This window comes from Pantoea sp. AG1095, from assembly GCF_003208415.1.
Lineage (GTDB): Bacteria > Pseudomonadota > Gammaproteobacteria > Enterobacterales > Enterobacteriaceae > Pantoea > Pantoea leporis.
Genome location: NZ_QKMJ01000004.1, coordinates 275,712 through 299,570 on the forward strand (window position 1 = coordinate 275,712; position 23,859 = coordinate 299,570).

Consider the following 23,859-nt stretch of genomic DNA (forward strand, 5'->3'; position numbering starts at 1 on the left):
CGAATGCGTGCATGCTGCCGTAGCGGCGCAATTTATTGCGCAAATTTATATAATTACGGCCTGCGGAACAGCGCCATACTGCGGCCTTCCAGCTCGAAATCCTTCTCTTTGGTAATCACTAACCCTTTCTCAACGCTGTCAGACGTCGAAAGCTCCAGCACCCAGCCGCCTTCACCAAACTGTGGAATACTGAACGGCACATTGCCTTCATATGGATTAAACAGCATCAACACGTCATGCCAGATGCCTTCCTCCGGCACTAAATCCGGGCGACCGAGATACACCCCGAGCGTGGTGCCATCATCCCATTGATCATCCTGCTGGAAGCCGCCACCGGCGTTAAACCATTTGATTTCCATACCATCGCGCCAGCTTTCACGCCGCAGCAACGGTTGTTGAGCGCGTAACGCCAGAATATGCCGGGTAAAGTCGCGCAGCGCATCAGCAGAAGGCGGCAGGTTTTCCCAATGCAGCCAGGAAATTTCGCTGTCCTGGCAGTAGCCGTTATTGTTGCCGAGTTGACTGCGACCAAACTCATCACCCGCCAGCAACATCGGCGTGCCGTGCGAGAACAGCAGCGTGGCGAGGAAGTTGCGTTTCTGCCGCTCACGTACCGCGTTGATGCCTTCATCGTCCGTCGGGCCTTCCGCACCGTAATTGTACGAACGGTTCTCGTTATGGCCGTCATTATTATCTTCACCGTTGGCTTCGTTGTGTTTCTCGTTGTACGAAACCAAATCGTTGAGCGTGAAGCCATCATGCGCGGTAAGGAAGTTAATGCTGGACCAGGGACGGCGACCGCGCTGATCGTAGAGATCGCCAGAACCGAGCAGGCGCGCGGCAAAGTCATTAGTGACCATGTCACCTTTCCAATACTCACGCACCGTATCGCGATACTTATCGTTCCACTCCGCCCAGCCCGGCGGGAAGCCGCCAACCTGATAACCGCCCGGCCCGATATCCCACGGCTCACCAATCAGTTTCAGTTTGGACAACACTGGATCCTGCATGATGGCATCGAAGAAGCCACTACGCTGGTCAAAGCCTTCTGGTTCACGGCCCAGCACGGTGCCGAGATCGAAACGGAAGCCATCAACATGCATGGATTCGGCCCAATAACGCAGCGAATCGAGAATCATCTGCAGCACGCGCGGATGCGACGTATTCACGGTGTTACCGGTGCCGGTGTCATTGATGTAGTAGCGATGCTGATCCGGCAGCGTGCGGTAATAAGAGTAGTTATCAATGCCCTTAAACGACAACGTGGGGCCGAGTTCATTGCCTTCGGCGGTGTGGTTGTAAACCACGTCGAGGATCACTTCGAGGCCAGCATCGTGGAAGGCGCGCACCATATCGCGGAAGCCCTGAATCCCGCGCGGACCAAAGTAGCGCGTGGCCGGGGCGAAGAACGCCAATGTGTTGTAGCCCCAGAAGTTTTTCAGACCGCGATCCAGCAGATGCTGATCGTCCGGGAAACCGTGCACCGGCAGCAGCTCCACGGTGGTTACGCCCAGGCTTTTGATGTAATCGATCGAAGCCTGATTGCTTAAACCGTCGTAAGTGCCGCGCATCTCTTCGGGCACCGCCGGATTAAGCTGGCTAAAACCTTTAACGTGGGCTTCATAAATGACAGTTTTCGACCACGGAATATTCGGTCGATTAGCATCCTGCCAGTCAAATTCATTGGGATCGATGACCACACATTTGGGCGTAAACGGTGCGCTGTCGCGGGTATCGAAACTCAAATCCTTATCTTCATGCAGCAGGTCATACGCGAAGTGCGACTCGTCCCACTGCAATTCACCCGCCAGTTCACGCGCGTAAGGGTCGAGCAACAGTTTGTTAGGGTTAAAGCGATGGCCATTTTCCGGCTCGTACGGGCCGTGCACGCGATAGCCATAGAGCGCGCCGGGCTGCAAGCCGGGAATGTAGCCGTGCCACACTTCATGGGTGTATTCCGGCAAATCGAAGCGGGCGATTTCGTTTTCGCCGCTCTCATCGTACAAACACAGTTCGACTCGCTCAGCGCAGGCCGAAAACAGCGCAAAGTTCACGCCCTGGCCATCATAGTTAGCGCCAAGCACTTGTCCCGAACCTGCTGTAATTTCTAGAGGCTTACTTGTCATCCATTATTCTCCACACAGATTAATCGGGTAATGCATCAGCTGCTCAGCAGCACTAACGGCGCACTTGAGGCCGCCTCATCCAGCGCGATGTAATCGCCAATCGTCACGGTTTCGCCACTCCATAAGTTGCGATAGTGACGATGGGCGAGTGACTCGGGCAGTACCACTTCGGTTTGCGTCCACTGCGCGTTGTCAAAACTCAGGCGCGGCAGAATGACCAGCAGCGCGTGGTTACTGTCCTGACGCGCAAAGGCGATGACTTTCTCCTGATGTTCACCGCTGACGTCCAGCGGCTGATAATCGCCCACGCGGAACAGCTGCGGATAATCGCGGCGCAGATGCAGAAGGCGTGCAATCACCTGTTGTTTCAGTTTGCCGCTCAGCCAGTTTTGCGCGTCGTTGAAGTCGGGCGAAGAAGACTCTTCCAGCTGCTGCTCCAGCAGCGCGAAGTCCGGCGTGCGGCGGTTGTCGGGATCGACCAGGCTGAAATCCAGCGCTTCGCTACCCTGATAGATATCCGGCACGCCCGGCGCGGTGAGTTTAATTACCGTTTGCGTCAGGCTATTGATTAATCCGGCCTGAATAAACGGTTGCAACGCGTGGCTGAAATCGCTGAGGAACAACTGATTGGCCGGTGAAAGCAGATGACGCGCGTAATCCAGCACCGCTTTTTCGTAGGCGTCGTTGCTCTCTGCCCAGTCGGTGCGCAGTTTGGCTTCGCGTAACGCTTTTTCGACAAAAGGAATAAAGCGCTCTTCGAGTTGGCTGGCATCCTGCGGTTGCAAGGTGGTCGGCCACACGCCAGCTAACGCCTGATACAGCATCCATTCCACTGCCGGTTCCGGTGCGGCGCCATCGTCCAGTTCCACTACCTGCGCCTGATTAATCTGCCGCCAGCGCGCTACGTGTTCCGCCCACAGCGCGGGTGCTTCGCTTAGCGTATACAGCCGCGCACGCGCATCTTCACCACGTTTGGTGTCGTGGGTTGAGGTGGAAGAGATGCCATCGGGCTGCTGTTGCAGCCGCGTTTGCATCTCGCTGTGGAAATGCGCCAGCGAGAAGGCGTGCGGCAGCGGTTCTGCGCCCACTTCATTGATGGCTAACGCGACGTGATTGCGGAAGAACAGCGTGTCTTCCACCGATTTCGCCATCAGCGGTCCGGTCAGCTGCTGGAAGCGCATGCGGAATTCGTGCGCGTCTTTTTCGCTCTCTTCGGAAACCGCGCCCAGCAGCATCGCCTGCAGCAAACTCAACACCGTTGGCGACGCGCTGTTTTTCACCGTTTCCAGCACCTGTTGCAGCAGCTCTTCGCCTTCGAGCGGCATGCCGTCCTGCTGGCCGTAGGTGCGATACACCGGGAAGGCGATGAGGATTTCGCGCAGTGCGACGTGCAGTTCCGCTTCGCCAAGGTTGCGATGTTCAGAACCGGCAATCTGCGTCGCCAGCTTAAGCAGACGCGCAAACTCACCGGCAAAATTGCGGTCAACCATCAATTCACGCGCCACGCGCAGTCCGCCTTCAACATCGTTGCGTTGTCCGGTGGTGGCTTCATAGGCCAGATGCAGCGTATCGATCTGCGAATCATCCACCAGCGCGTGCGACAGCGCGGCAATAAATTCGTAGCCGGTGGTGCCGGAAATGGGCCAATCGTCAGGGATCTTTTCCCCTTCGGCGAGGATCTTTTCCACCGTGATATAGCAATCCGGGCCGGTGGCCTGGCGCAGCTGGCGTAAATAGCCTTGCGGATCGGCAAGGCCATCAACGTGATCGACGCGCAGGCCGCTGACCGCGCCCGAGCGCACCAGTTCAAGAATCAGCCGGTGGGAATCGGCAAACACCGCTTCATCTTCAACGCGCACGCCGACCAGACCGGTGATCTCAAAGAAGCGGCGATAAGAGAGCTCGCTGCGTGCATCGCGCCAGCTCATCAAACGCCAGGGCTGCTGCTCATGCAGTTCAGCAATCGCTTTGGCTTCAGTCATCGCCAGCACCTCGTCGGCGCGATCCTGCCAGCTGGCGGGCGTCAGCGGGTAAAAGCTGTCGTAATACGCCAACGCGGGATGGCCAGTTTGCGGATGCGCTTTAATGCTCAGCTCACCGTTTTCCAGCACGTTCTCGAAGCTGTCGCCGAGAAACGGCAGCGTCAGGCGGCGCGTCCAGTCGATATCAAAATGATTGGCATAGCGGCTGCTCTCGCCATACTCGATCACATCACGCCACCAGGCATTTTCCAGCGAGGCCGCCATATGGTTTGGCACGATGTCGAGAATCAAGCCGATCTCCGCGTCCTGCAACGCCTCAACCAGACGATTAAAGCCGTCGCGGCCGCCAATCGCCGGTTCGATCTCATTGGCATCGATGACGTCGTAACCGTGGGTGGATTCGGCGGTGGCGCTAAATATCGGCGACGCGTAAAGATGGCTGATGCCAAGGCGTTGCAGATAGGGCACCAGCGCCGCGGCGCGATCAAACGTCATGCCGTTGCGAAACTGAATGCGATACGTCGCGGTTGGAATACTCATTTTGTTGCTCCCTGATCCAAACGCACCACGATGGCGTTTTGTGATAATGCTTCAGTTTCTTGCGGCCAGGCGAAAATCGTGCGACCTGGCGTGGCGGGTAAAGGTTGCGTCTGCTTGCCGATATTCAGCGCCAGCGACAGTTCGCCCTGTGGGAAATGCCAGCTGACGGCCACAAAGCCTTCAGCGGTGGCGAGCACTTTGCCGCTGTTGCCGCCCGCATCGGCCAGCAGCGGCACGATATATTGCTGACGCAGCGCCAGCAGCTCGCGCGTTAGCGCCAGCCAGCTCTGGCCTTCAGACGTTTGTAACTTATCCCAGTCAAGTTTTGAGCGGGTAAAGGTCTGCTCGGCGTTAGGATCCGGCACCTCTTCGTCATGCCCGGCGTGCCCGGTGAACTCCTTCGCGCGCCCTTCACGCACCGCTTTGGCCAGATCGCCGTGGAAATCGGTGAAGAACAGGAAGGGATTCGTTTCGCCATACTCTTCGCCCATAAATATCAGCGGAATATGCGGCGACAGCAGCAGCGTCGCCAGCAGCACTTTGGTGCGATCGCTGCCCGCCAGGCTGATCAAACGATCGCCCTGCGCGCGGTTACCCACCTGATCGTGATTCTGGATGAAATCAACAAACGCCACCGGCGGCTGGCTGGCACTTGGCACGCCGCGCCGCTGCCCACTCTGCGGTGAAAGTTCGCCCTGATAAGCAAAGCCTTCAGTCAGTACGCGCGCCACCAGCTTCTCCGGCACGTCGGCGAAATCTTCGTAATAGGCGTGAGTTTCACCGGTTGCAAACACGTGCACCGCGTTGTGGAAATCATCGTTCCACTCACCGGTAAACAGCGGCGCGTTGCCCTGTTTGTCACGCGGATGCAGGAAGATAACGTTGCGGCAATCTTCGGTAGTGAGATGAATAGGGCGCTCGGGAATGTCCTGACGGATGCGTTCGGCAATCTCAATCAGCGCATGCTTACTGGAGCTGTCTTCAATCTGGTCAATGGCATCAAAACGTAGGCCATCAAGATTAAATTCCTGCAGCCAGTAGAGCGGTGCTTCGACAATGTAGCGCCGCACAGCATCGACATCATATGCAATGCCTGCGCCCCACGGCGTCATGCGCTCCTGGTGGAAAAACGCCGGCGCCAGCAGCGGCAGGTAGTTGCCTTCCGGGCCAAAGTGGTTGAGCACGATATCCAGCACCACCGACAAACCGTGCGCGTGCGCGGCATCGATAAAGGCTTTGAAATCATCCGGCGATCCGTAAGCCGCATGCGGAGCGTAGAGCAGCACGCCGTCGTAGCCCCAACCGCGATTGCCACCAAACTGCGACACCGGCAGCACTTCCAACTGCGTGATGCCTAATTCGGCCAGCCACGGCAATTTAGCTATCGCCGCCTGGAAAGTGCCTTCGGGCGTGAAGGTACCGATGTGCATTTCATACACCACCGTTTCATGCCACGGACGACCTTGCCATTCGGTGTGCTGCCAGCGATAGCTTTGCGGATCGACCACCAGTGAAGGGCCGTTAACATCAGCCTTTTGCGCACGCGCGGCGGGATCCGGCACCACCGTCCCATCGTCCAGCACAAAGTTATACTCTGCACCGGGCGCCACGCCGCTGACTTGCAGCTCAAACCAACCGTCGCCTGCGTCGAGCATGGCGGTGTCGTTATCGGCAAGTCTTAAGGTGATGTGCTGCTGCCCTGGTGCCCAAACACGAAAACGGACGCTGTCATCAGCAAGAATCTCAGCGCCCCAGGATTTTTCAAATGATCTGAATTCCATTCAATTGCCTCGTTTAGCCCACGCAGGGGCAATGGACGACATCAAGCGATTCGCTACTGGCTGAAAACGATAAATAATTTGGGATGAAAGTTAGGTCGGACAACAAATCATAGTCGATATTTTGGCGTTTTCTGGCGCGCGCGAGAGGATTTCAGGTGGGTTTAAGAAATTATCGAATTAGCGGGGGATTTTTACGCTTCGGTTAGATGAGGTCGCCAAAAAGGCGTGATGTTTGTCAGATGTGCAGCGCGCTGACATCGCAGGGGTTCCGCCCGCTAAGCATCTGGTAGTTTCAGAATGCTGGAAGCAGGCGGCCGGGCTAAGGTCCGAAGGCGCGGACCTTAGCAATCCGCGCCTGCGCCGTCCTCGCTATTCCCTCGCTTATCGCTCCGTCCTGACGGACCGCGCGGATTCACCTTCCTGGCTCATGCCGCGCTTTCGCCGACGTCCTGTCGGCTCATCCTGGCCGTCACTCTGCGCTCGGCGCTGCGGATGGCGCGCAACAGCGCCGTCTGTGATGGCAGTGCCCGAACGGGTTTTTCGTAGGGTGCGCGTTCATGCGCACCAGGTCACCATGAATGGCGACCCTACGGGGTTTGTAGCGATGGTGAGTCAGGTTAATGCATAGTTGCTGCAACGTGGATGTTGAGGCGACATCCGCGCTGCAGCAGTCGTGCGTATTCTTAACTCAAAATCGCTTTAAATCCCGCAGGACTGCGACCTTTGTTAATGCTGACTCGAAACTACGCCGGTTTATGCTTAACCTTACGTTTACGCAATTTATCGATCAAACGATGCGCTTCCGCTTCTGTTGCCACCGCAGGTGATGAACCTTTCAGCGGTTTGCGTGCCGTTTCACTCAAGGTCAAAACCGTCAGTAAACCAATAATCCCGGCACCAATCATGTAATACGCCGGCATCAGATTATTGTGCGTGGTATCCACCAGCCATGCGGTAATCAGCGGCGTGGTGCCACCAAATAGCGAAACCGATAAGTTAAAACCAATTGCCAGCGCGCTATAACGAATATCGGTGACAAACAGCGCCGGTAACGTTGCCGGCATGGTGCCGCTGAAACAAGTATGCAATAAGCCCAGAATCGCCAGTCCGGCAAACACCAGCAGCATATTGCCGGAACCAATCAACATGTAGCTCGGAATCGCCAGCACGATTAAGCCCAACGCGCCTAAACCAATCACCGGACGGCGACCAATGCGGTCGGTGAGATATCCCCACATTAACGTCAGCGGCATCATGATAAACATAATCACCATCACCAACATCAGGCCGGATAATTCACTCATTCCCAGCACGCCGGTTAAATAGCTCGGCATATAGGCGGTCAGCATATAATTGGAGACGTTGAACAACAGCACCAGACCAATACATTTCAGCAGCGGTTTACGTTGATCGCGCAGCATCTGCCAAACGCTCAGGCGCGGCTTGTTGTGCTCCATCTCTTCGCGCTTATCCATGTGATCTTTAAACGCGGGCGTCTCTTCCAGCTTTAAGCGGATATACAAACCGAACAGACCCAACGGCGCGGCGAGAAAGAACGGCACACGCCAGCCCCAATCCATCATGGTTTGATGCGGTAAGAAAGCGATCATTGCTGTCACCAGGCTGGCGCCCAGCAGATAGCCACCCAGCGTACCGAACTCAAGGAAGCTACCCATAAAGCCGCGACGTTTGTCGGTGGAGTATTCCGCGATAAAGGTCGCGGCACCGCCATATTCACCACCGGTGGAGAACCCTTGCAGCAAGCGCGCCAGCAGCAGCAGAATCGGCGCAGCGATACCAATGCTGGCATAGCTCGGAATCAGACCGATACAGAACGTACCGATCGACATCATGATCATGGTTAACGCCAATACCTTCTGACGTCCAATGCGGTCGCCGAGTGGACCAAACACCATGCCGCCAATCGGACGCACCAAAAACGCCGCGGCGAAGGTACCGAACGAAGCGATCAGCTGCGCGGCAGCGCTGGCATCGGCGAAGAAAACCTGGCCAATGATCACGGCGAGATAGCTGTAAACACCGAAGTCAAACCACTCCATCGCATTACCCAATGCGGCGGCACCGACCGCGCGTTTCAGCAATTTGTTGTCGATAACGGTGATGTCATCAACGGTTAAGCCACTGGCTGTGGCTGAGTGTGTTGTATCCGTTCCTGTGCTCATAAATTCCCCAGTTGAGAAAATGGCGCGATCTTATAGCTTTCGCAGCCGTAATTTCATAAATGGAAAAGAAAGCTATAAGAGGCAGAAGAAGCGCAAACCCTAGTAAAGATTTTAACATCTCGCAAGTTGGCAGGATAAAACACGGGTAGAAAGCATGCTTGAGGGTGGTCGCCATGGATGGCGACCGTGAATGTAGATGATCAGCCCGGCCCCTCACTACCGGCCGCCAGCAGCGGCACAATCACATCGCTGATTGGTGTGGGAATACCGCGCGCCCGGCCATAACGCTGCACGACGCCGTTGCGGATATCCCACTCCAGCGGACGGTCGGCCTGGCGGTCGGCAAGGATCGAGGTGCCTAAATCAGTCGGTGCGCGGTGAAATCGTTCTACAATCTCCTGCGGCACCTCATCTTTTAACGCGGCACCTTCAGCGCGCGCTACCGTCAGGCACTCCTGCAAATAGGCCAGCGCCAGCGCGCTGATGTCGTCGCGCTGGAACATACCCGCACGACGATTCGACAGCACCATTAAACCGGCAACCGCGTTTTGCAGCAGTTTGCGCCAGGCAATGGTCAGGAAATCGGCGGAGAGATCGACCGCGCAGCGTGTGTCGCGCAGTGCCGCAACCACCAACTCAGCGTGAGGTGTTTCTGGCAGCGTCAGGCGCGGCTTTTCGCGCAGCCACACCGAGGCGTCCGGTTCGCGCTGGGCCGGGAACCACACCACCGATGGCAGCACGGTCGCGCCATTGACATAGGGCGCGAGTTGGCTTTTCTGCTCCACGCCATTCTGCAGCGCGCACACCACGGTATTTTCATCACACAGCGCCGCCAGCCATGGCGCGGTATCCTCAACCTGGGTGGTTTTCACCGCCACAAACACCAGATCGAACGGTTGCGCGATCTCAGCGGGATTGGTGAGCACCGGGCCGGGAACAATAATTTTGCCGCTGTCGTGACGCAACTCCAGCTGCGGATGTGCGGTACGCCCGCAAATCGTGGGCGTGCGTCCAGCTTCATGCAGCGCCGCCGCGATGGTGGTGCCAATCGCGCCCGGTCCAATAAGGGCGATGGTAGGATTCTCAGACATCTCATTAAGCTCCTGATTATCAAAATGCTTGCAGGGATCGTAGCGGCGCGATTCATTGCGCGATAAATCGCGCCGCTACGGGATAGGCTTTGATTGGAAAGCGTACGATGACCTTAATTGTTTAGCAGCGAAGAATAGCCGTTTACAGCACAGTTATGTGCTTTTTCCGCAGCAGTTGGCACATTTCGTCATCGGGTTGAGCATCAACGATCAAGGTGCTGGCCAGTGATAATTCGCCGATGGCAAACGCCGAAGCGGAATTCAGCTTCTCATTCGACACCATCACCACCGTTTCCGCCGCGCGTGCGGAAAGCGCACGTTTCACCCCGGCCTCTTCGTAGTTGCCGGTGGTTAATCCCGCCGTTTTGTGCACGCCGGTCACGCCCATGAAGAACAGATCGGCATTAATCCGCGCAATGCCTTCCAGCACCGCCGCACCCACCGCCACCACCGAATGGCGATAGAGCAGGCCGCCAATCATGATCACGTCAACCTGCGGATAATCCACCAGCGCCACGGCAATGCTTGGGCTGTGCGTCACCACGGTAAATGCCAGATCCGGCGGCAGCAATTTCACCATCTCGGCGGTAGTGGTGCCGCCATCGATAATCACTACCTGGCCGGGCTGGATCAGCTGGACCGCTTTCTGCGCGATAAGGCGTTTAGAGCTAATCTGCACGCTTTTGCGTGTTTCAAACGGTGCGATAGCGGCAGAAACCGGCAGCGCACCGCCGTGTACACGTTGCAATAATCCTTCGGCGGCTAACTCACGCAGATCGCGGCGGATTGAGTCTTCCGACACCGCAAAGCGCTGGCTAAGCTCGCTCGACATCACCTGTTTTTCTTCGCTCAGAATGGCGAGGATTTGCTGTTTACGTTGGCTGGAGAGCATTCTTTTCTCATTCATGTTTTTGCTTGTATCTGCACGATTATGCATGTTAGCGTAGATTTTGTCACCTATCGCCGGGCAAATCGTGCAAAAAAACGCTTGCCCACACTATCGAACCTTGGGAGAAACGCAATGTTGATTCTTATAGCAGGGCCCGTACGCAGCGGCACCAACGGCAATCAAGTGTTAATTCATGAAAACATTAAGAAATTAGACCAGATTGCCCTGCAGGTCTACCAGCGCGGACATACGCCGGTGATCGGTGAGTGGCTGGCGTTGCCGCTGGCGAGCGCCGCCGGTTCGCAGACAATTGGCGATGAAATCAGTGAATCTTTTCTCTATCCGGTGGCGCATCGTTTGATTCACTGTTGCGATGCTATTTTACGCATTCCGGGCGCGTCGCTGGGGGCTGATAACGATGTGCGGATTGGCAAGGAGCGGGGGATGGCGATCTTTACCCAACTGGATGAGATTCCGGTGATTGAGCGTTAGATTAAGCGTGGTCGCCATGAATGGCGACCCGATAAAAATATCATTTATTACTCGTGATAAATCTGGCTGCGTCCGCCATCAACCAGGATATCGGTGGCATTGATGAAGCGCGCTTCGTCCGAGGCGAGAAACAGCGCGGTATATGCCACTTCCTGCGGTTCACCAATACGTTTGCACGGTAGCAAAGCGGCCTGCCGTTCACGCTCGGCTTGCGGATCGGGACAGCTTGCCAGCCAGGCTTCAGCGGCGGGCGTCATAATCAAACCCGGAGAAATGCTGTTAATGCGAATGCCCTGGCTGGCGTACTCCACGCCCAGCGAACGCGTCAGGCCAATCAAACCGTGCTTGGCAACCGGATAGGGAAACGCGCCGGGAATGATTTTGTGCCCGTGTACCGACGCGACGTTAACGATATTGCCGTACTGGCGCGCCAGCATGCCCGGCAGCACGCTGCGGATCAGGTTGTAGGGTCCTTTCAGATTGACCTCCATACAGCGCTGCCAGTCGTCATCTTCCAGCGCCAGCGGATCGCGAAACACATTCACGCCCGCGCAGTTGATCAGAATATCAATCGGGCCCAGCGCTTGCTGCGCTTCGCTCACCGCCCGCTGCACCTCCTCGGGTTGCGTGACATCTGCGCTATAGGCAAAACAGTGTTGGCCGCTTTGCTGCTGCAACTCTGCCGCCAGCGCTTCGGTGGTTTCACCGTCAAGATCGAAGAGCGCCACGCGAGCACCTTGTTGCGCAAACAGTGTAGCGATCGCGCTGCCTATGCCGCTGCCAGCGCCGGTGATAATCGCGTTTTTATTGGGTAATCGTGATGACATATCGCTTCCTTATGAAGATGCCGGTAATGCCAGCCAGTCTGGGAAGTACAACGTGCGCTCACCGCGCTTCACGGTAATCATTGGCCATTCGCCACTGCGCGTTAAGGCTTCGCAGCCCTCAGCGGTAAGCAAAAAGGTATCTTCGCTTTTTACGCCGCTGAGCGTGGGATTCCACGCCACGGCAATATCAGAATGAATATCGCCGCGCGTATCTGGCGTTAGGATCACGTCGCGGCAACCATAACCCGCCGGGCCGCCCTGATGATGATCGCGCCACGCATCGCCATGTCCGTGCCGCTGATAGGCATCTTTAATTGCCTGAAATAGCGTTGACCAGCTTTGGCCCGGCTGCGTTGCACAGAGAATATCGGCGTGGATCTGGCACAACGAGTTGAGGCGCTGGCGTAATGCGGGTCCAGGTTGGCCGATATGCACTAACCGCGTCAGGCTCACGTGCAGCCCGTGGCGCTCGGCGCCGAGCGTGATCAGCATGTGTTGCTGCAGCTTTTTCTGCGTGGGCACCGGATGTTTGAACGCGCTAATACGCTCATCGGCCGCTACTAAGGTGCACATCGGACGAATACCGCGTGCCAGACAGGCTGCGACAATCTCGGCCTCTACCTGCCATTCCGTCACGCCTGCTTGTAACTGACGCGCCACGCCTTCGACAATCTGCGCGGCTTCACGCCCCAACGCTTTAAATCGCTGCTGCTCGTTGCTGTTCAGGCCCTGTCGCAGTGCGACCATCGCTTGTTGAATATCAGACATGCCGTTTTGCGGCGTATCGCTGCCGAATTTGCCCTCAGGCAACAGGGTATTTAACGATTGAAACCACGGGTAACTCAGCGTTTCACAGGCAAACGGCAGCGATTCTTCGGCGAGGATACGCGGCATCTCATTTTCAGGGGCGAGCAGTAAAACCTTGTCCTGCGTGATGAGCAAGCTGGCCACGCCGACTTCGGCGCGTTCCACTACGTAAAAACTGGCACCTTCGGTCAGCCAGGCGATGTTATCGCGCCGGGTAAGCAGCACACCATCGAGTTGCCAGGAGGCAAGTACGCGCTGCAGGCGGGATAATTTTTCACTCATAAGCGTGCTCCTTGCTCTCGCTCTGCTGCGTATGCAATAGCAATTCAGCAGCACGATGGGCCACCGCCATCACAATGGCATTGGTATTGCCGCTGATAATGTTGGGCATCATTGAGGCATCGACCACGCGCAGGCGGTTAACGCCGCGCACGCGCAGGTCGTCGTGTAACACCGCCAGCGGATCGTTATCGTGGCCCATGCGGCAAGTGCCGACCGGGTGATAGCCGGTTTTCACCATGCGCTTGCAGTGTTCGGCAATCTTTTCATCTGAAGTAATCTCTGCACCGGGGAAGATCTCTTGCTGCACCATCGCGCCGATGGGCGTCGCGGTGATGACCTTACGCGCAAAACGGAAACCGGCGATGGTGCGCGCCAAATCGTCGGGATGACCAAAGATTTGCGTATCGATAATCGGCAAGCTGCTGGCGCTGCTATCGCGCAGCGTGACCTCGCCGGTCGCTTTGGGGCGCAGCAGCAGCGAATTGACGGTAACGCCATGGCCGGGATCGGCGCCCATCACGTCGCGGTCGAGATACACCGTAGGCACGCAAAACATCTGAATCGTTGGCGTGGCCCTGAAATCGAGCGGATCAAAGAAGGCGCAGGTTTCCACGCCGGTGGTGGTGACCGGACCGGTTTTGAACAACATATATTGCAAGCCGGCTTTGACCATCGGCCAGCCACGATCCTGGCCGTAATAGCCAAAGGCACCGTTGGTGCTGGCCACCACCGGCACTTCATAGTGATCCTGCAAATTCTTGCCGACACCCGGCAAATGCTGACGCAGCGTGATGCCATGCTGTTTTAGCTGGGCTTGTGGACCGATGCCGGAGAGCATCAGCAGCTTCGGCGTTTGATAGGCACCGGCAGCCAGAATAACCTCTTTACGCGCGCAGGCACGTTGCGGATGGCCATCCTGTGTGTAGCGTACGCCGCTGGCATTTGCGCCCTCAAACAGGATCTCTTCTACCTGCGCGCCGGTGACGATGGTCAAGCGCGCGTCCTGGCGCAGCGGCGTAATAAAGGCATCCACCACGCTGCAGCGCTGGCGCGTCTGACCGTTAATGGTGTGCTGCATAAAGCCTACGCCAAACGGATTGCCGGTATTGAAATCCGGCGTGTAAGGAATCCCCAATCCCTGCAGAGTTTTCACATAGGCTCGGCTCAGTGGGCTGAAGTGGCCGAGATGCGACACTTTCATTGGCCCGCCGACGCCGTGATGGGGCGCGCCGAGATGATCGTTATCCTCGATGGCGGTAAAGTGCGGCAGCAGCGCATCCCACGACCAGTCGATGCCCTGATTGCCGAGCGCGCTGTTCCAGTCGGCGTAATCCTGGCGATGGCCGCGCATATACACCATCGCATTGACCGTCGAACCGCCGCCCAACACTTTCGCCTGCGGCACAATCACGCCGCGTCCGTTGAGCTGTGGCTGCGGCTCGGTCTGGTGCATGGTGAGGAATTTGTCGCTGGCGAGAAACTTCATGTAACCTGCGGGCATCTTTAGCACCGGGTGACACTCATCGCGCCCGGCTTCCAGCAGCAGCACGCGCGCGTTGCCTTCCGTGACTAACCTGGCGGCGACGATACAACCGGCGCTGCCGCCGCCCACCACAATGTAATCAAACTCTTTCATGGTTCTCTCTTTACTCTGAAGCGACAGAATCTAAACGACGCAGGCGCTGCGCCTCGGGATTATGCTGCTCGCCGGGATCCAGCGGGCTGAGCAGGAAGCACCAGGAAACCAGAGCGCTGATCAAGTACAAAGCGGCGTAACCCCACACCACGCCCGAGGTGCCAAACAGTGCGTTGAAGGCACCATAGAGTGCCGGGCCAAAGAAAGTGGAAAGCCCGGCAGCAAAGCAGTAAATCGCCATCGCGTTACCTTTATCTTTTGGCTGGCACAGGGAAGAGAACAGCGCGGCAGCGGGAACATAGCCGCACAAAGTGATGCCATATAAACACGCGCAGATGACGCTGAGGACAAAGCTGCCGTGGCTCCATTGCGGCACAAAATACATCAGCAACATTGAGATGCCAGAGCCGAGTCCACCAAATACCGTCAGCACTTTGCGCCAGCCGATGCGATCGCTGAGCTTGCCGACAATGGGATTAAAACTCATGCCGACTAAACCCATGATGGTGATCAGGCTGAGGTATTCGGTTTGCGTAAATCCTATCTGCTCGGTGAAAAAGCCCGGCAGGAAAATAAAGAAGCCGAAGTAAGGCGTGGTGTTGATGATGCGCACTACGGCAGCGGCGGCGATGCGCGGTTCACGCCACAAAATATCGATGCCGCCCATCAGCGTGCGCGCAACGCTCTGCTGACGGTGTTGCTTATCGAGCAACGACTGATAGCCGCTGCGTTCTTTCAGCGCGATCACCATGACCAGCAACCCCAACGCGACCAGCCCAAGCGACAGCCAGAAAGTCGCGTATTCACCAATCAACTGTATTGAGAAGATCGCCACCAGCGATCCCAGCGTGGGCAAGCCGCCGGTAAACGCCAGCCAGAACCAACCGGTTGCTGAACCGCGCATATCGGCGGGTGCGGCGGCCTGAATCCACACCAGAAACGCATAGGCAAACATGGGGTAGGCAACGCCGCGCAAACCGTAGGTTAACGCCAGCAAGGCCACGCTATGGGAAGGCAAGGCGATGGCGAGGAACAGCACTTCAAACACAATCCAGATCACACCGCCTGCCAGCATCACTTTGCGCGGGCCAATGAGTGTGGAGAGTGAACCGGCCAGCCACGAACCGAGCGTAACGGTGACGCCGTAGAAGGCGATCACCGCCGCCGCGATATTGAGTGAGAAACCATTTTCATGCAGGTAAGGCGCGAGATAGTTCGACTCCACGCCATCGCCAATCATAAACAGCAATACAGCGACGTAGCCCCAGGCCAGCGCGGGTGGAATGCCGAGGCGGATCAGCCACGGATGGTTTGCAGGTGATGTTGTCATGTTCAATGTCTCTTAAAAGGTGAGGTAATTTTTTGTTATTGGGATGAGCACGAACTTTAAGGCAACGGTAGTAAAGAGGATGGCGAAACCATCACAAAAGACAGTAAACTCTGTTTAGTAAACGGGGCGGATGGAGTGTAATGGAGACAAAATGAAGCCGGTTGGTTTGAACAATTTGCAGGTGCGAAAACATAATAAGGCGCTGTTTATGTCGCTGATGTGGCGGCATAAGCAACTCAGTAAATCTCAATTGGCACACCTCAGCGGCTTAACCATTCCAGCCACCAGCAAAATTTTGCAGGCGCTGCTGGATGAAGGAAAACTGCAACACTCTGAGGCGCTGATGAGCGCTCGCGGTAACAGCAATGGCAGTTTTCAGCTGCCATCCAACGGAGCCTGGACGCTGTGTTTATGCGTCAAACCGAGCAGCATTGAACGGCAACTGGCCGATGCGCAGCTGGTAGCGCAGGGAGAATTTGAGCAAGTCGCCATCAAAGCGGAAACGCCGGAAGCATTGCTCAGTGAGATTGAGGCGGTGTGGCGGAAAACCTGCAAACAGTGGCCGAAGCGACGCATTAATCTGGCGCTGGCAGTGCATGGTCAGGTCGATCCGGTAACCGGTGTGTCACAGCATATGCCGCAGGCCGCGTGGAAAACGCCGTTGCAGTTGAAATTTCTGCTGGAGGAGAAGCTCGGCGTGGAAGTGCGTGTAGATAACGACTGCGTGATGCTGGCGCTGGCTGAGAAGTGGTTAAATCGCAATGCGCTCAGCGAATTCTGCGTCATCAATGTGGATTACGGTATCGGCTCATCATTTGTGATCAACGGTGAGATTTTTCGCGGCAATTTGTACGGCAGCGGCCAAATCGGCCACACCATCATTGAGCCTAACGGCCAGCGCTGCAGTTGCGGACGTCAGGGTTGTCTGGAAACGGTGGCCTCACTCAGCACCTTAAAACAGGCGGCTCATCAGCGCGATCCCGAAGCGCCGCAGCCCAGCAGCACGCAGTTATTGCAAGCGTGGCAAACGGGCGAACCCTGGATTGTAGCGTGGGCACAGCGCGCCGCCGAAGCGATTGGTATGAGCTTATATAATTTTCTCAACACGCTGAATATTAATCAGATTTGGTTATATGGTCGCAGCTGTACCTTTGGTGACAGTTGGTTGCAGACCATTGTGCGGCAGATCGATTTCAATCCGTTCGATCCGCGTGATGCGTTGAAAAGCAAAGGCACCAATGTGCATTTTGGTCAGCTGGATCGGTCGCGGCAGGTGCTGGGGATTGGTTATTTGTATGTGGAGGCGGAACCCAGTGCGGCTTGAGAGCGTGGTCGCCATAAATGGCGACCTACACAATAGCTTTCAGACCTGCGCCATACCGCCATCGACGAACAGCTCAGCGGCGTTAATAAAGCTGGACGCATCGGACGCTAAAAACGCCACCACTTTGCCAATTTCGTCAGGTTCGCCAAGACGACCTAACGGCACCTGCGCCGCCAGCGCATCAAACAATCCTTGCTGCTGATCTTCCGGCACCAAACCACCCAAACCTGGCGTGCGCACCGGGCCGGGACTCACAACGTTAACGCGAATACCGCGATCTTTCACATCCAGCGCCCATGAGCGGGCAAAGTTGCGCACCGCGGCTTTACTGGCGCTGTATACGCTGAATCCGGCAGTACCCTGAACCGATGTGGTGGACGAGGTGAGGATCACCGAGGCATTGTCACTCAGTAGTGGCAACGCCTTCTGCACGGTAAACAGCACGCCGCGCACGTTGGTGCCAAAGATACGGTCAAAATGCTCTTCGGTGATGGCGCCAAGCGGCAGCATGTCGCCGCCACCGGCATTGGCGAACAGGATATCGAGGCGGCCCGCTTGTTTGGCGATTTCTGCGTAAACGTTGTCGAGGTCGCTTAGCACCGCAGCATCAGCGCGAATACCGCTGGCGCTGGCACCGATGCTGGCGACTGCCGCATCAAGCTCCGCCTGACGACGACCGGTGATAAACACGCGTGCGCCTTGTGTCGCCAACTCCTGCGCGGATGCCAGACCAATGCCAGTTGTGCCGCCGGTTACCAATGCGATTTTGCCGTTGAGTGCGTTCATGTTTGCTTCTCCAATGGGTGATGAGGTTTTGATGACTGCGTTGCAGTGCATGAGAAGCAATCTATCTTCACGGCGTTTGCTGATAAATGGTGTAAAATCGAAATAACTATTTCTGTGTGTGGATAATTAAAGGCGGCGGAAAACAGCATGGATCAGTTATTGGCGATAAAGGCCTTTGCGCGCGTCGTCGAAGCGGGCAACTTTACGCGTGCGGCGGATTCTCTTGATATGCCGAATGCCACGCTGAGCAAACTGGTGCAGGAACTGGAAGCGCATCTCGACGTTCGCTTGCTGCAACGCACCACGCGGCGCGTCACGGTGACGCCAGAAGGGCGCGATTACTATGAAAAAGCGCTGCGCATCGTGCGCGATTTGGAAGATATCGATCACTCGTTTAATGCGGAAAGCGCCAAACCTGGCGGCTATCTGCGTATTGATATTGGCGGCTCAACCGCGCGCGATGTGTTGATTCCGGCGCTGCCCGATTTCATTGCCCGCTATCCGGACATTCGTATCGATCTTGGCGTTGCGGATCGCGCGGTGGATTTGATCAGCGGTAACGTCGATTGCGTGATACGCGGCGGTCCGCTTAGCGATTCGTCGCTGGTGGCGCGTCATTTGGGGGATGCGGAGATGATTACCTGCGCCGCGCCGGGCTATCTGAAAACCTATGGCGTACCGGCTTATCCGCAGGAGCTGAAAAATGGACATCGCATGGTGAGCTATTTGTCACCGCAGAGCGGCAGGGCGTTTCCGTTTCGTTTTACCCAGGGCGAAGAGCAGCTTGAGATTAAGAGTGAGCATCGGATTGGCGTCAATGAAAGTAACGCGCATTTGGCGGCAGCGGTTGCGGGTTTAGGGATTATTCAGACCTTCCGCTATGCAGCGGCAGCAGATTTACAGGCAGGGAAATTGGTTGAGATTCTGGCGGCGTGGCGTCCGGGGAATTATCCTTTTCATGTGGTTTATCCGCAGAATCGTCATCTTACGCAGCGATTACGGGTGTTTATCGGATGGCTGAGGGACGTGTTTCCTGAACGATTGAACGGGTAGAGCGGGATCGCCACGAATGGCGACCCCAAAGATGATTACAGCGTGCCGGTGCCGCCATCAGAGCACCACACCTGGCCGGAGGTGAAGCTGTTTTTCACATCGGCAAAAGTGACGTACAGCGGGGCGATTTCAGCCGGTTGTCCCGGACGACCCAGCGGTGCGGATTCACCGAACTTCTCCACTTTCTCTTGCGGTTGTCCGCCGCTCACCTGTAGCGCGGTCCAGTATGGGCCAGGCGCAACCGCGTTGACGCGAATCTGCTTTTCACCCAGCTGTTTCGCAAGCGCTTTGGTAAACGCGACAATCGACGCTTTGGTCTGCGCATAATCCAGCAGGATCGCGCTTGGCTGATACGCCTGCACCGACGAGGTGTTGATGATGGACGATCCAGCTGGCAGATATTTCAGCGCCGCTTTGGTGATCCAGAACATCGCATAGACGTTGGTCTTAAAGGTGGCGTCAAAATCTTCAGTAGAGAGTGTCAGGATGGATTCATTAAACTGCTGACGTCCGGCGTTATTCACCAGAATATCCAATCCGCCTAGCTGCTCAGCAGCCTGATCCACCAGCTTCTGACAGAACTCTTCCGAACGAATATCACCCGGAATCGCCACCGCTTTGCGGCCTTCGGCTTCAATCAGTTTTACCACTTCTGCCGCATCAGCCTCTTCTTCCGGCAGGAAGTTGATGGCGACATCAGCACCTTCGCGGGCATAAGCAATTGCCACGGCGCGGCCAATACCGGAATCACCACCGGTGATCAGCGCTTTACGACCGGTCAATTTACCGGTACCACGATAGCTGGTTTCACCATGATCGGGACGGGGATCCATTTTGCTCGCCAAACCCGGCATCGGTTGCGTCTGCTTTTTAAATGGCGGAACCGGATACGTTTCAGTAATAAGGGTTTTATTTGTGGTTTGCGATGTCATATATATCTCCTTGTCGCATGAGGTGAATAAACTAAGCCTGGCATAAATGTGATGTTTGTCACGTTAGAAAGTGAGCAATCAGATTTATTAAGACGAAACGGTAAACGAAAGGGGGGTTAAAAAGTGCAGCAGTAACGTGAGGTAATTAACAATATTTATCGAGGTGCGATTGCAGAAGGGGATAATGCTTAGGGCGTCCGTGCCCTGGCGGATTTCCAAGGTGCTATGTGCTATTTAAAACATGGTTGGCTACTTCTTGCCGCCTTTCTTACCTGCTTCTGATGCTTTAGCGGGGTCATCTTTGAAACTACCACCGCTTTTTTCTCCGCCTTTTTTACCGGCTTCTGATGCTTTCTTTTTATCGTCAGCAAAATTACCGGAACCGCCTCTATGCTCAGCCATAAAACATCCTCTCGTGAGTTGTTGTTGCATGGCGGAAATAAGGGCTTCAACGCCATGCCCGTGCTGCAATTTAAGATTAGCGAGGTTCGGATTAATCACAAGCGGAGCGGAAGTGATTATTTATTGCTCGCTGGCGGGATGTTAATAAAATAAGTGCCGCTATAAGGAATCGGTAAGAAATCACGAAAAATCTGCTGCAGGGTCTTTTCGGGTTCCAGGTCCGCAAACAGCTGTGGATAGAGTGTTTTAGCCATAAATTCTGTCGCCGCAATGTGCCACGGACTGAGGTAGAAATTCATCCAGATCACCGCCGAGTGACCATTTTTCAATGCTGATAATTCGCGTAAACCGTTTTGCTGCGCGGTGAGCTGTCTGAAACTGCTGAGCACGGTTTCGGGTGCCACGTCTGGCCCTAATTTCAGTAAGCCCTGCGAGGCGTTATCGTCAAAGCCGGTAGCAAAATAGTACTGCGGCTGAGCGGCAATCACGCTCTCTTCACTCAGGCGACCAAACACGCCGTGCTGCGTTTTGTTGGCGATATTGTCGCCGCCCGCTGCGTTGAGTAATTCGCCGAGGCTGCCGTTGATCGCCGTCACGCAACATTCGTTACGGCGTCCAAGATGCAGTTGCAGCAGCACCGACGGTTTCGCGCCCTGATAGCTGGCTAAGCGATCATAAATCACCTGCATATGCTGCTGGTAGAAACGATTAAACGCTTCTGCCCGCGCCTGCTGATTCAGCACTTCGCCAAATATCTCCACGCTACGGCGGGTGTTTTTCAGCAGATGCACGCGCAGATCGATCTTCACCACCGGAATGTGCGCCGCTTTCAGCATGGTGACCAGGCGCAGGTCGGCATCATCGTAGCGTGCCAGACTCGGCAAAATCACCACGTCCGGTTTCAGCGCCAGAATCTGCTCGGGATTGATGGCGTTCGGCCCGCCAGCACCCAGCGACGGGATTTTCAGCATCTGGGGAAAGTGACGGGCAAAACTGTTCCAGGTTTGGCTGTCGTACTTCTTCAGATCCTGCGGCCACGCCACAATGTGCTGAAACGGATCGCCAGGCTCCAGTAACGCCAGCGTATACAGCATGCGGCTTTCACCCAGCACGATACGCTGCGGACGATCGGGGATCTCAACGCGATTGCCGTCGATATCGGTGATGGTTTTTGCCCAGGCCACGCTACTGAGCACCAGCAGAAAACAGGCCAGCACCACCAACATCGGGCCGGACAAGCCTGGCGCACGTCGTACAAATATCGAATCAGAATTCAACGCTGGCCTCGAGCATCAGGTTGCGGGTTTCTCCTTCACGCACGCGCAGATTGCCGCCGCTGGAGGTGTAATAATGTTTGTTGAACAGGTTATTCAGATTGAGCTTCAGCTGGGTTTTCTCGCCAAACAGCTGATTGTTCCAGGCGACAAAGCTGTCCGCCACCACATAATTGGGCAGGGTAAAGCTGTTTTCCGGATCGCCGGCGCGCGTTCCCACATAGCGCGCACCGCCGCCTACGCGGAAATCGCCCGGAATGCCGGAGATCGCCAGATTATGGCTCAGATAGAGCGCGCCTGCGTGGCGCGGCGCATTCTGCAGGCGATTGCCGTTATTAGCCGCGTTAACACCGTCATCCACGATCTCGGCTTTGTCATAGCTGTAGTTGGCGCTGAGATCCCAGCCCGGCAGCACTTCGCCATTTAACTCAAATTCCGCGCCGCTGGAGCGCGCTTTATTGATGGCGCGCGTGGTGCCGTTAATGCTTAGCGACATATCACGCTCGTTGATGCGATACAGCGCGACGCTGGCAAACAGCTTCGGTGAAATCTGCCACTTGCTGCCGACTTCCCATGTGGTGCCCTGTTCCGGTTTACCGACGTTGCCATCATCATCAACATCGGTCGATGGTGTGAAGGATTTACTCACGCTGGTGTTGAGCGAAACGTCCGGCGTCACTTTGTAGATCAAACCGGCCTGCGGCAGGAATTTGTTGCCTTCGCTGTCGAGCGTTTGCACCACCGGATCAAAACCTTTCGAGGCGCGTTGCTCGTAATGCTGATAGCGTCCGCCCAGCACTGCAATCCAGTTTTCCGTCAGGCTGATGCTGTCTTTGGCATAGATTGAACGGCTGTGCGTGCGGTTGAGGTTATTGGCATTGGCGCTGTTTTCGGTGCTGCTGTTGGTAACAGGCGACAGAATATCGTACTGCGGATCTGTGAAGTTGAAACCGGTGTTGGCTTTGCCCTGATACTGATGCGCGCGATAGGTTTGGATCATCTCGTAATCGGTGCCCAGCACCAGATCGTGCGTCATCCCTAACACTTGCTGTGAGCCGATCACGTCCCACGAAACGTATTTGGTTTTATGGTTAAAACCGCGATTGGCATCGGCACGACGCGTCACCACGCCAGTGTTGGCATTGACCGCCGTGACGCGCACTTCATTATTATCGTATTGACGCTGGTTCCAGCCGAGCGTGACGCGCGTGCTCCAGTCATCATTAAACTGCCAGTCATAATGGGCGTTGAGGGTTTTGTTGTGGCCCCATGCATGGTTGGCTTTGTCATCCAGACGATTTTTGTAGCCCATATTCAGCGGCTTACCGTTGATGAATGCGGTGCCGCGATCGTAAGGAATGTCGTACTGATAATCTGAATAGCTAATCAGGAAGCTGGCTTGCTCACCAAACCACTGCAGCGAGGGCGCGATCAGCGTGTGCTTTTCGCTGCCGAAATTGCGCCAGTAATCCTGATTCTGTTTTTCCGCAATCAGGCGGAAGGCGAAGCCGTTGCCAAGCGGTCCTGTGACATCCACCGTGCCCGCGCCACCGCCTTCACTGGAGGTTCGGCCGCTGACTTTGCTGTGCCACTCATACTGCGGCTTTTTGCTTATCACATTGATTACGCCACCCGGATTCTGGATGCCGTACAGCAGCGATGCGGAGCCTTTCAACACTTCAACGCGCTCGGTGGTGGCATCAAAGTTCAAACCCTGGCTGCTGCGCACGCCATCGCGATAGATCGAACCATCCGAATTGCTGCCAAAGCCGCGACGCACGAAGCCATCTTCGGTGCCGGCCAGCGTGTTGCCTTCCGTAACGCCGCTGACAAAACGCATCGCATCGGCAAGGCTCGACGCCTGATAATCCTCCAGCTGCTGCTGCGTAACCACGCTGACCGACTGCGCCTGGTTAATGCGCGGCGTAGAGGTTTTACTGCCGATCGCGCTATTAGTGACGTTGTAACCTTGTGCGTTATCTTCCTGCGCCGAAACGGTGAGCGTGTTGCTCTCCTCGGCGGCAAAACTGCTGGTGGAACCCCAAATGCTGACGCCGTAAATCGCAGCCAGAATGGCGGGATGGCGTTGAGATTTAAAAGCCGACGGCTTGTTGTTATTCAT

At 56.0% G+C, this 23,859-nt stretch carries 18 protein-coding genes; 3 read left to right on the plus strand and 15 right to left on the minus strand.

From position 1 onward, the window contains the following. Positions 1–53: 53 nt before the first annotated feature. The 6 genes from glgX to DEU53_RS11725 form a co-directional block, all read right to left on the minus strand. Positions 54–2,126: a glycogen debranching protein GlgX gene (gene glgX / locus DEU53_RS11700; RefSeq protein WP_101761322.1), complete on the minus strand. Its 2,073-nt coding sequence runs from the start codon at positions 2,124–2,126 to the stop codon at positions 54–56. Positions 2,127–2,161: 35 nt separating this feature from the next. Further along, positions 2,162–4,648 carry a malto-oligosyltrehalose synthase gene (gene treY / locus DEU53_RS11705; RefSeq protein WP_110867173.1) on the minus strand — a complete coding sequence of 829 codons (2,487 nt, stop codon included), beginning with the start codon at positions 4,646–4,648 and terminating at the stop codon, positions 2,162–2,164. Continuing rightward, on the minus strand, positions 4,645–6,429 hold the full coding sequence (treZ, locus tag DEU53_RS11710) for a malto-oligosyltrehalose trehalohydrolase (RefSeq protein WP_110867174.1): 1,785 nt from the start codon (positions 6,427–6,429) through the stop codon (positions 4,645–4,647). The genes treY and treZ overlap by 4 nt, the downstream gene beginning before the upstream one ends. Positions 6,430–7,172: 743 nt before the next feature. Next, complete coding sequence (proP, locus tag DEU53_RS11715; RefSeq protein WP_101761326.1) at positions 7,173–8,612, minus strand: glycine betaine/L-proline transporter ProP; 1,440 nt, start codon at positions 8,610–8,612, stop codon at positions 7,173–7,175. A 200-nt stretch (positions 8,613–8,812) separates the two neighbouring features. Then, positions 8,813–9,703, minus strand: coding sequence for an oxidoreductase (locus DEU53_RS11720; protein WP_101761327.1), 891 nt, complete (start codon positions 9,701–9,703; stop codon positions 8,813–8,815). 142 nt (positions 9,704–9,845) lie between these two features. Further along, entirely contained in the window at positions 9,846–10,595 is a 750-nt protein-coding gene (locus DEU53_RS11725; protein ID WP_110867175.1) for a DeoR/GlpR family DNA-binding transcription regulator, read from the minus strand. 129 nt (positions 10,596–10,724) lie between these two features. Between DEU53_RS11725 and DEU53_RS11730 the strand changes: the two genes are divergently transcribed. Further along, complete coding sequence (locus DEU53_RS11730) at positions 10,725–11,084, plus strand: NUDIX hydrolase (protein WP_110867176.1); 360 nt, start codon at positions 10,725–10,727, stop codon at positions 11,082–11,084. 47 nt (positions 11,085–11,131) lie between these two features. Here DEU53_RS11730 and DEU53_RS11735 read toward each other — a convergent pair whose 3' ends face one another. The 4 genes from DEU53_RS11735 to DEU53_RS11750 are packed head-to-tail and all read right to left on the minus strand — an operon-like array spanning position 11,132 to position 15,966. Then, complete coding sequence (locus tag DEU53_RS11735; protein ID WP_110867177.1) at positions 11,132–11,911, minus strand: SDR family oxidoreductase; 780 nt, start codon at positions 11,909–11,911, stop codon at positions 11,132–11,134. A 9-nt stretch (positions 11,912–11,920) separates the two neighbouring features. Beyond that, positions 11,921–13,000, minus strand: coding sequence for a Xaa-Pro peptidase family protein (locus tag DEU53_RS11740; RefSeq protein ID WP_110867178.1), 1,080 nt, complete (start codon positions 12,998–13,000; stop codon positions 11,921–11,923). Continuing rightward, positions 12,993–14,636, minus strand: a complete 1,644-nt coding sequence (locus tag DEU53_RS11745) for a GMC family oxidoreductase (RefSeq protein ID WP_110867179.1) — start codon at positions 14,634–14,636, stop codon at positions 12,993–12,995. The genes DEU53_RS11740 and DEU53_RS11745 overlap by 8 nt, the downstream gene beginning before the upstream one ends. Positions 14,637–14,646: 10 nt before the next feature. Continuing rightward, a complete protein-coding gene (locus tag DEU53_RS11750) occupies positions 14,647–15,966 on the minus strand; it encodes an MFS transporter (protein WP_110867180.1) in 1,320 nt (439 codons plus the stop codon). Between the two features lie 151 nt (positions 15,967–16,117). Between DEU53_RS11750 and DEU53_RS11755 the strand changes: the two genes are divergently transcribed. Beyond that, positions 16,118–17,290, plus strand: a complete 1,173-nt coding sequence (locus DEU53_RS11755) for an ROK family protein (protein WP_110867181.1) — start codon at positions 16,118–16,120, stop codon at positions 17,288–17,290. Positions 17,291–17,329: 39 nt separating this feature from the next. On the opposite strand, the gene DEU53_RS11760 is transcribed toward DEU53_RS11755, so the two are convergent. Next, positions 17,330–18,076, minus strand: a complete 747-nt coding sequence (locus DEU53_RS11760; protein ID WP_110867182.1) for an SDR family NAD(P)-dependent oxidoreductase — start codon at positions 18,074–18,076, stop codon at positions 17,330–17,332. Positions 18,077–18,223: 147 nt separating this feature from the next. On the opposite strand from DEU53_RS11760, the gene DEU53_RS11765 reads away from it, so the two are divergent. Further along, complete coding sequence (locus DEU53_RS11765; protein ID WP_110867183.1) at positions 18,224–19,129, plus strand: LysR family transcriptional regulator; 906 nt, start codon at positions 18,224–18,226, stop codon at positions 19,127–19,129. A 35-nt stretch (positions 19,130–19,164) separates the two neighbouring features. On the opposite strand, the gene DEU53_RS11770 is transcribed toward DEU53_RS11765, so the two are convergent. The 4 genes from DEU53_RS11770 to DEU53_RS11785 all read right to left on the minus strand — a co-directional run bounded on the left by DEU53_RS11770 (position 19,165) and on the right by DEU53_RS11785 (position 23,859). Next, a complete protein-coding gene (locus DEU53_RS11770) occupies positions 19,165–20,061 on the minus strand; it encodes an SDR family oxidoreductase (protein WP_101761337.1) in 897 nt (298 codons plus the stop codon). 249 nt (positions 20,062–20,310) lie between these two features. Continuing rightward, on the minus strand, positions 20,311–20,463 hold the full coding sequence (locus tag DEU53_RS11775; protein ID WP_101761338.1) for a general stress protein: 153 nt from the start codon (positions 20,461–20,463) through the stop codon (positions 20,311–20,313). Between the two features lie 116 nt (positions 20,464–20,579). After that, on the minus strand, positions 20,580–21,689 hold the full coding sequence (locus DEU53_RS11780) for an ABC transporter substrate-binding protein (protein WP_110867184.1): 1,110 nt from the start codon (positions 21,687–21,689) through the stop codon (positions 20,580–20,582). 40 nt (positions 21,690–21,729) lie between these two features. Next, positions 21,730–23,859: a TonB-dependent siderophore receptor gene (locus tag DEU53_RS11785; protein WP_110867185.1), complete on the minus strand. Its 2,130-nt coding sequence runs from the start codon at positions 23,857–23,859 to the stop codon at positions 21,730–21,732.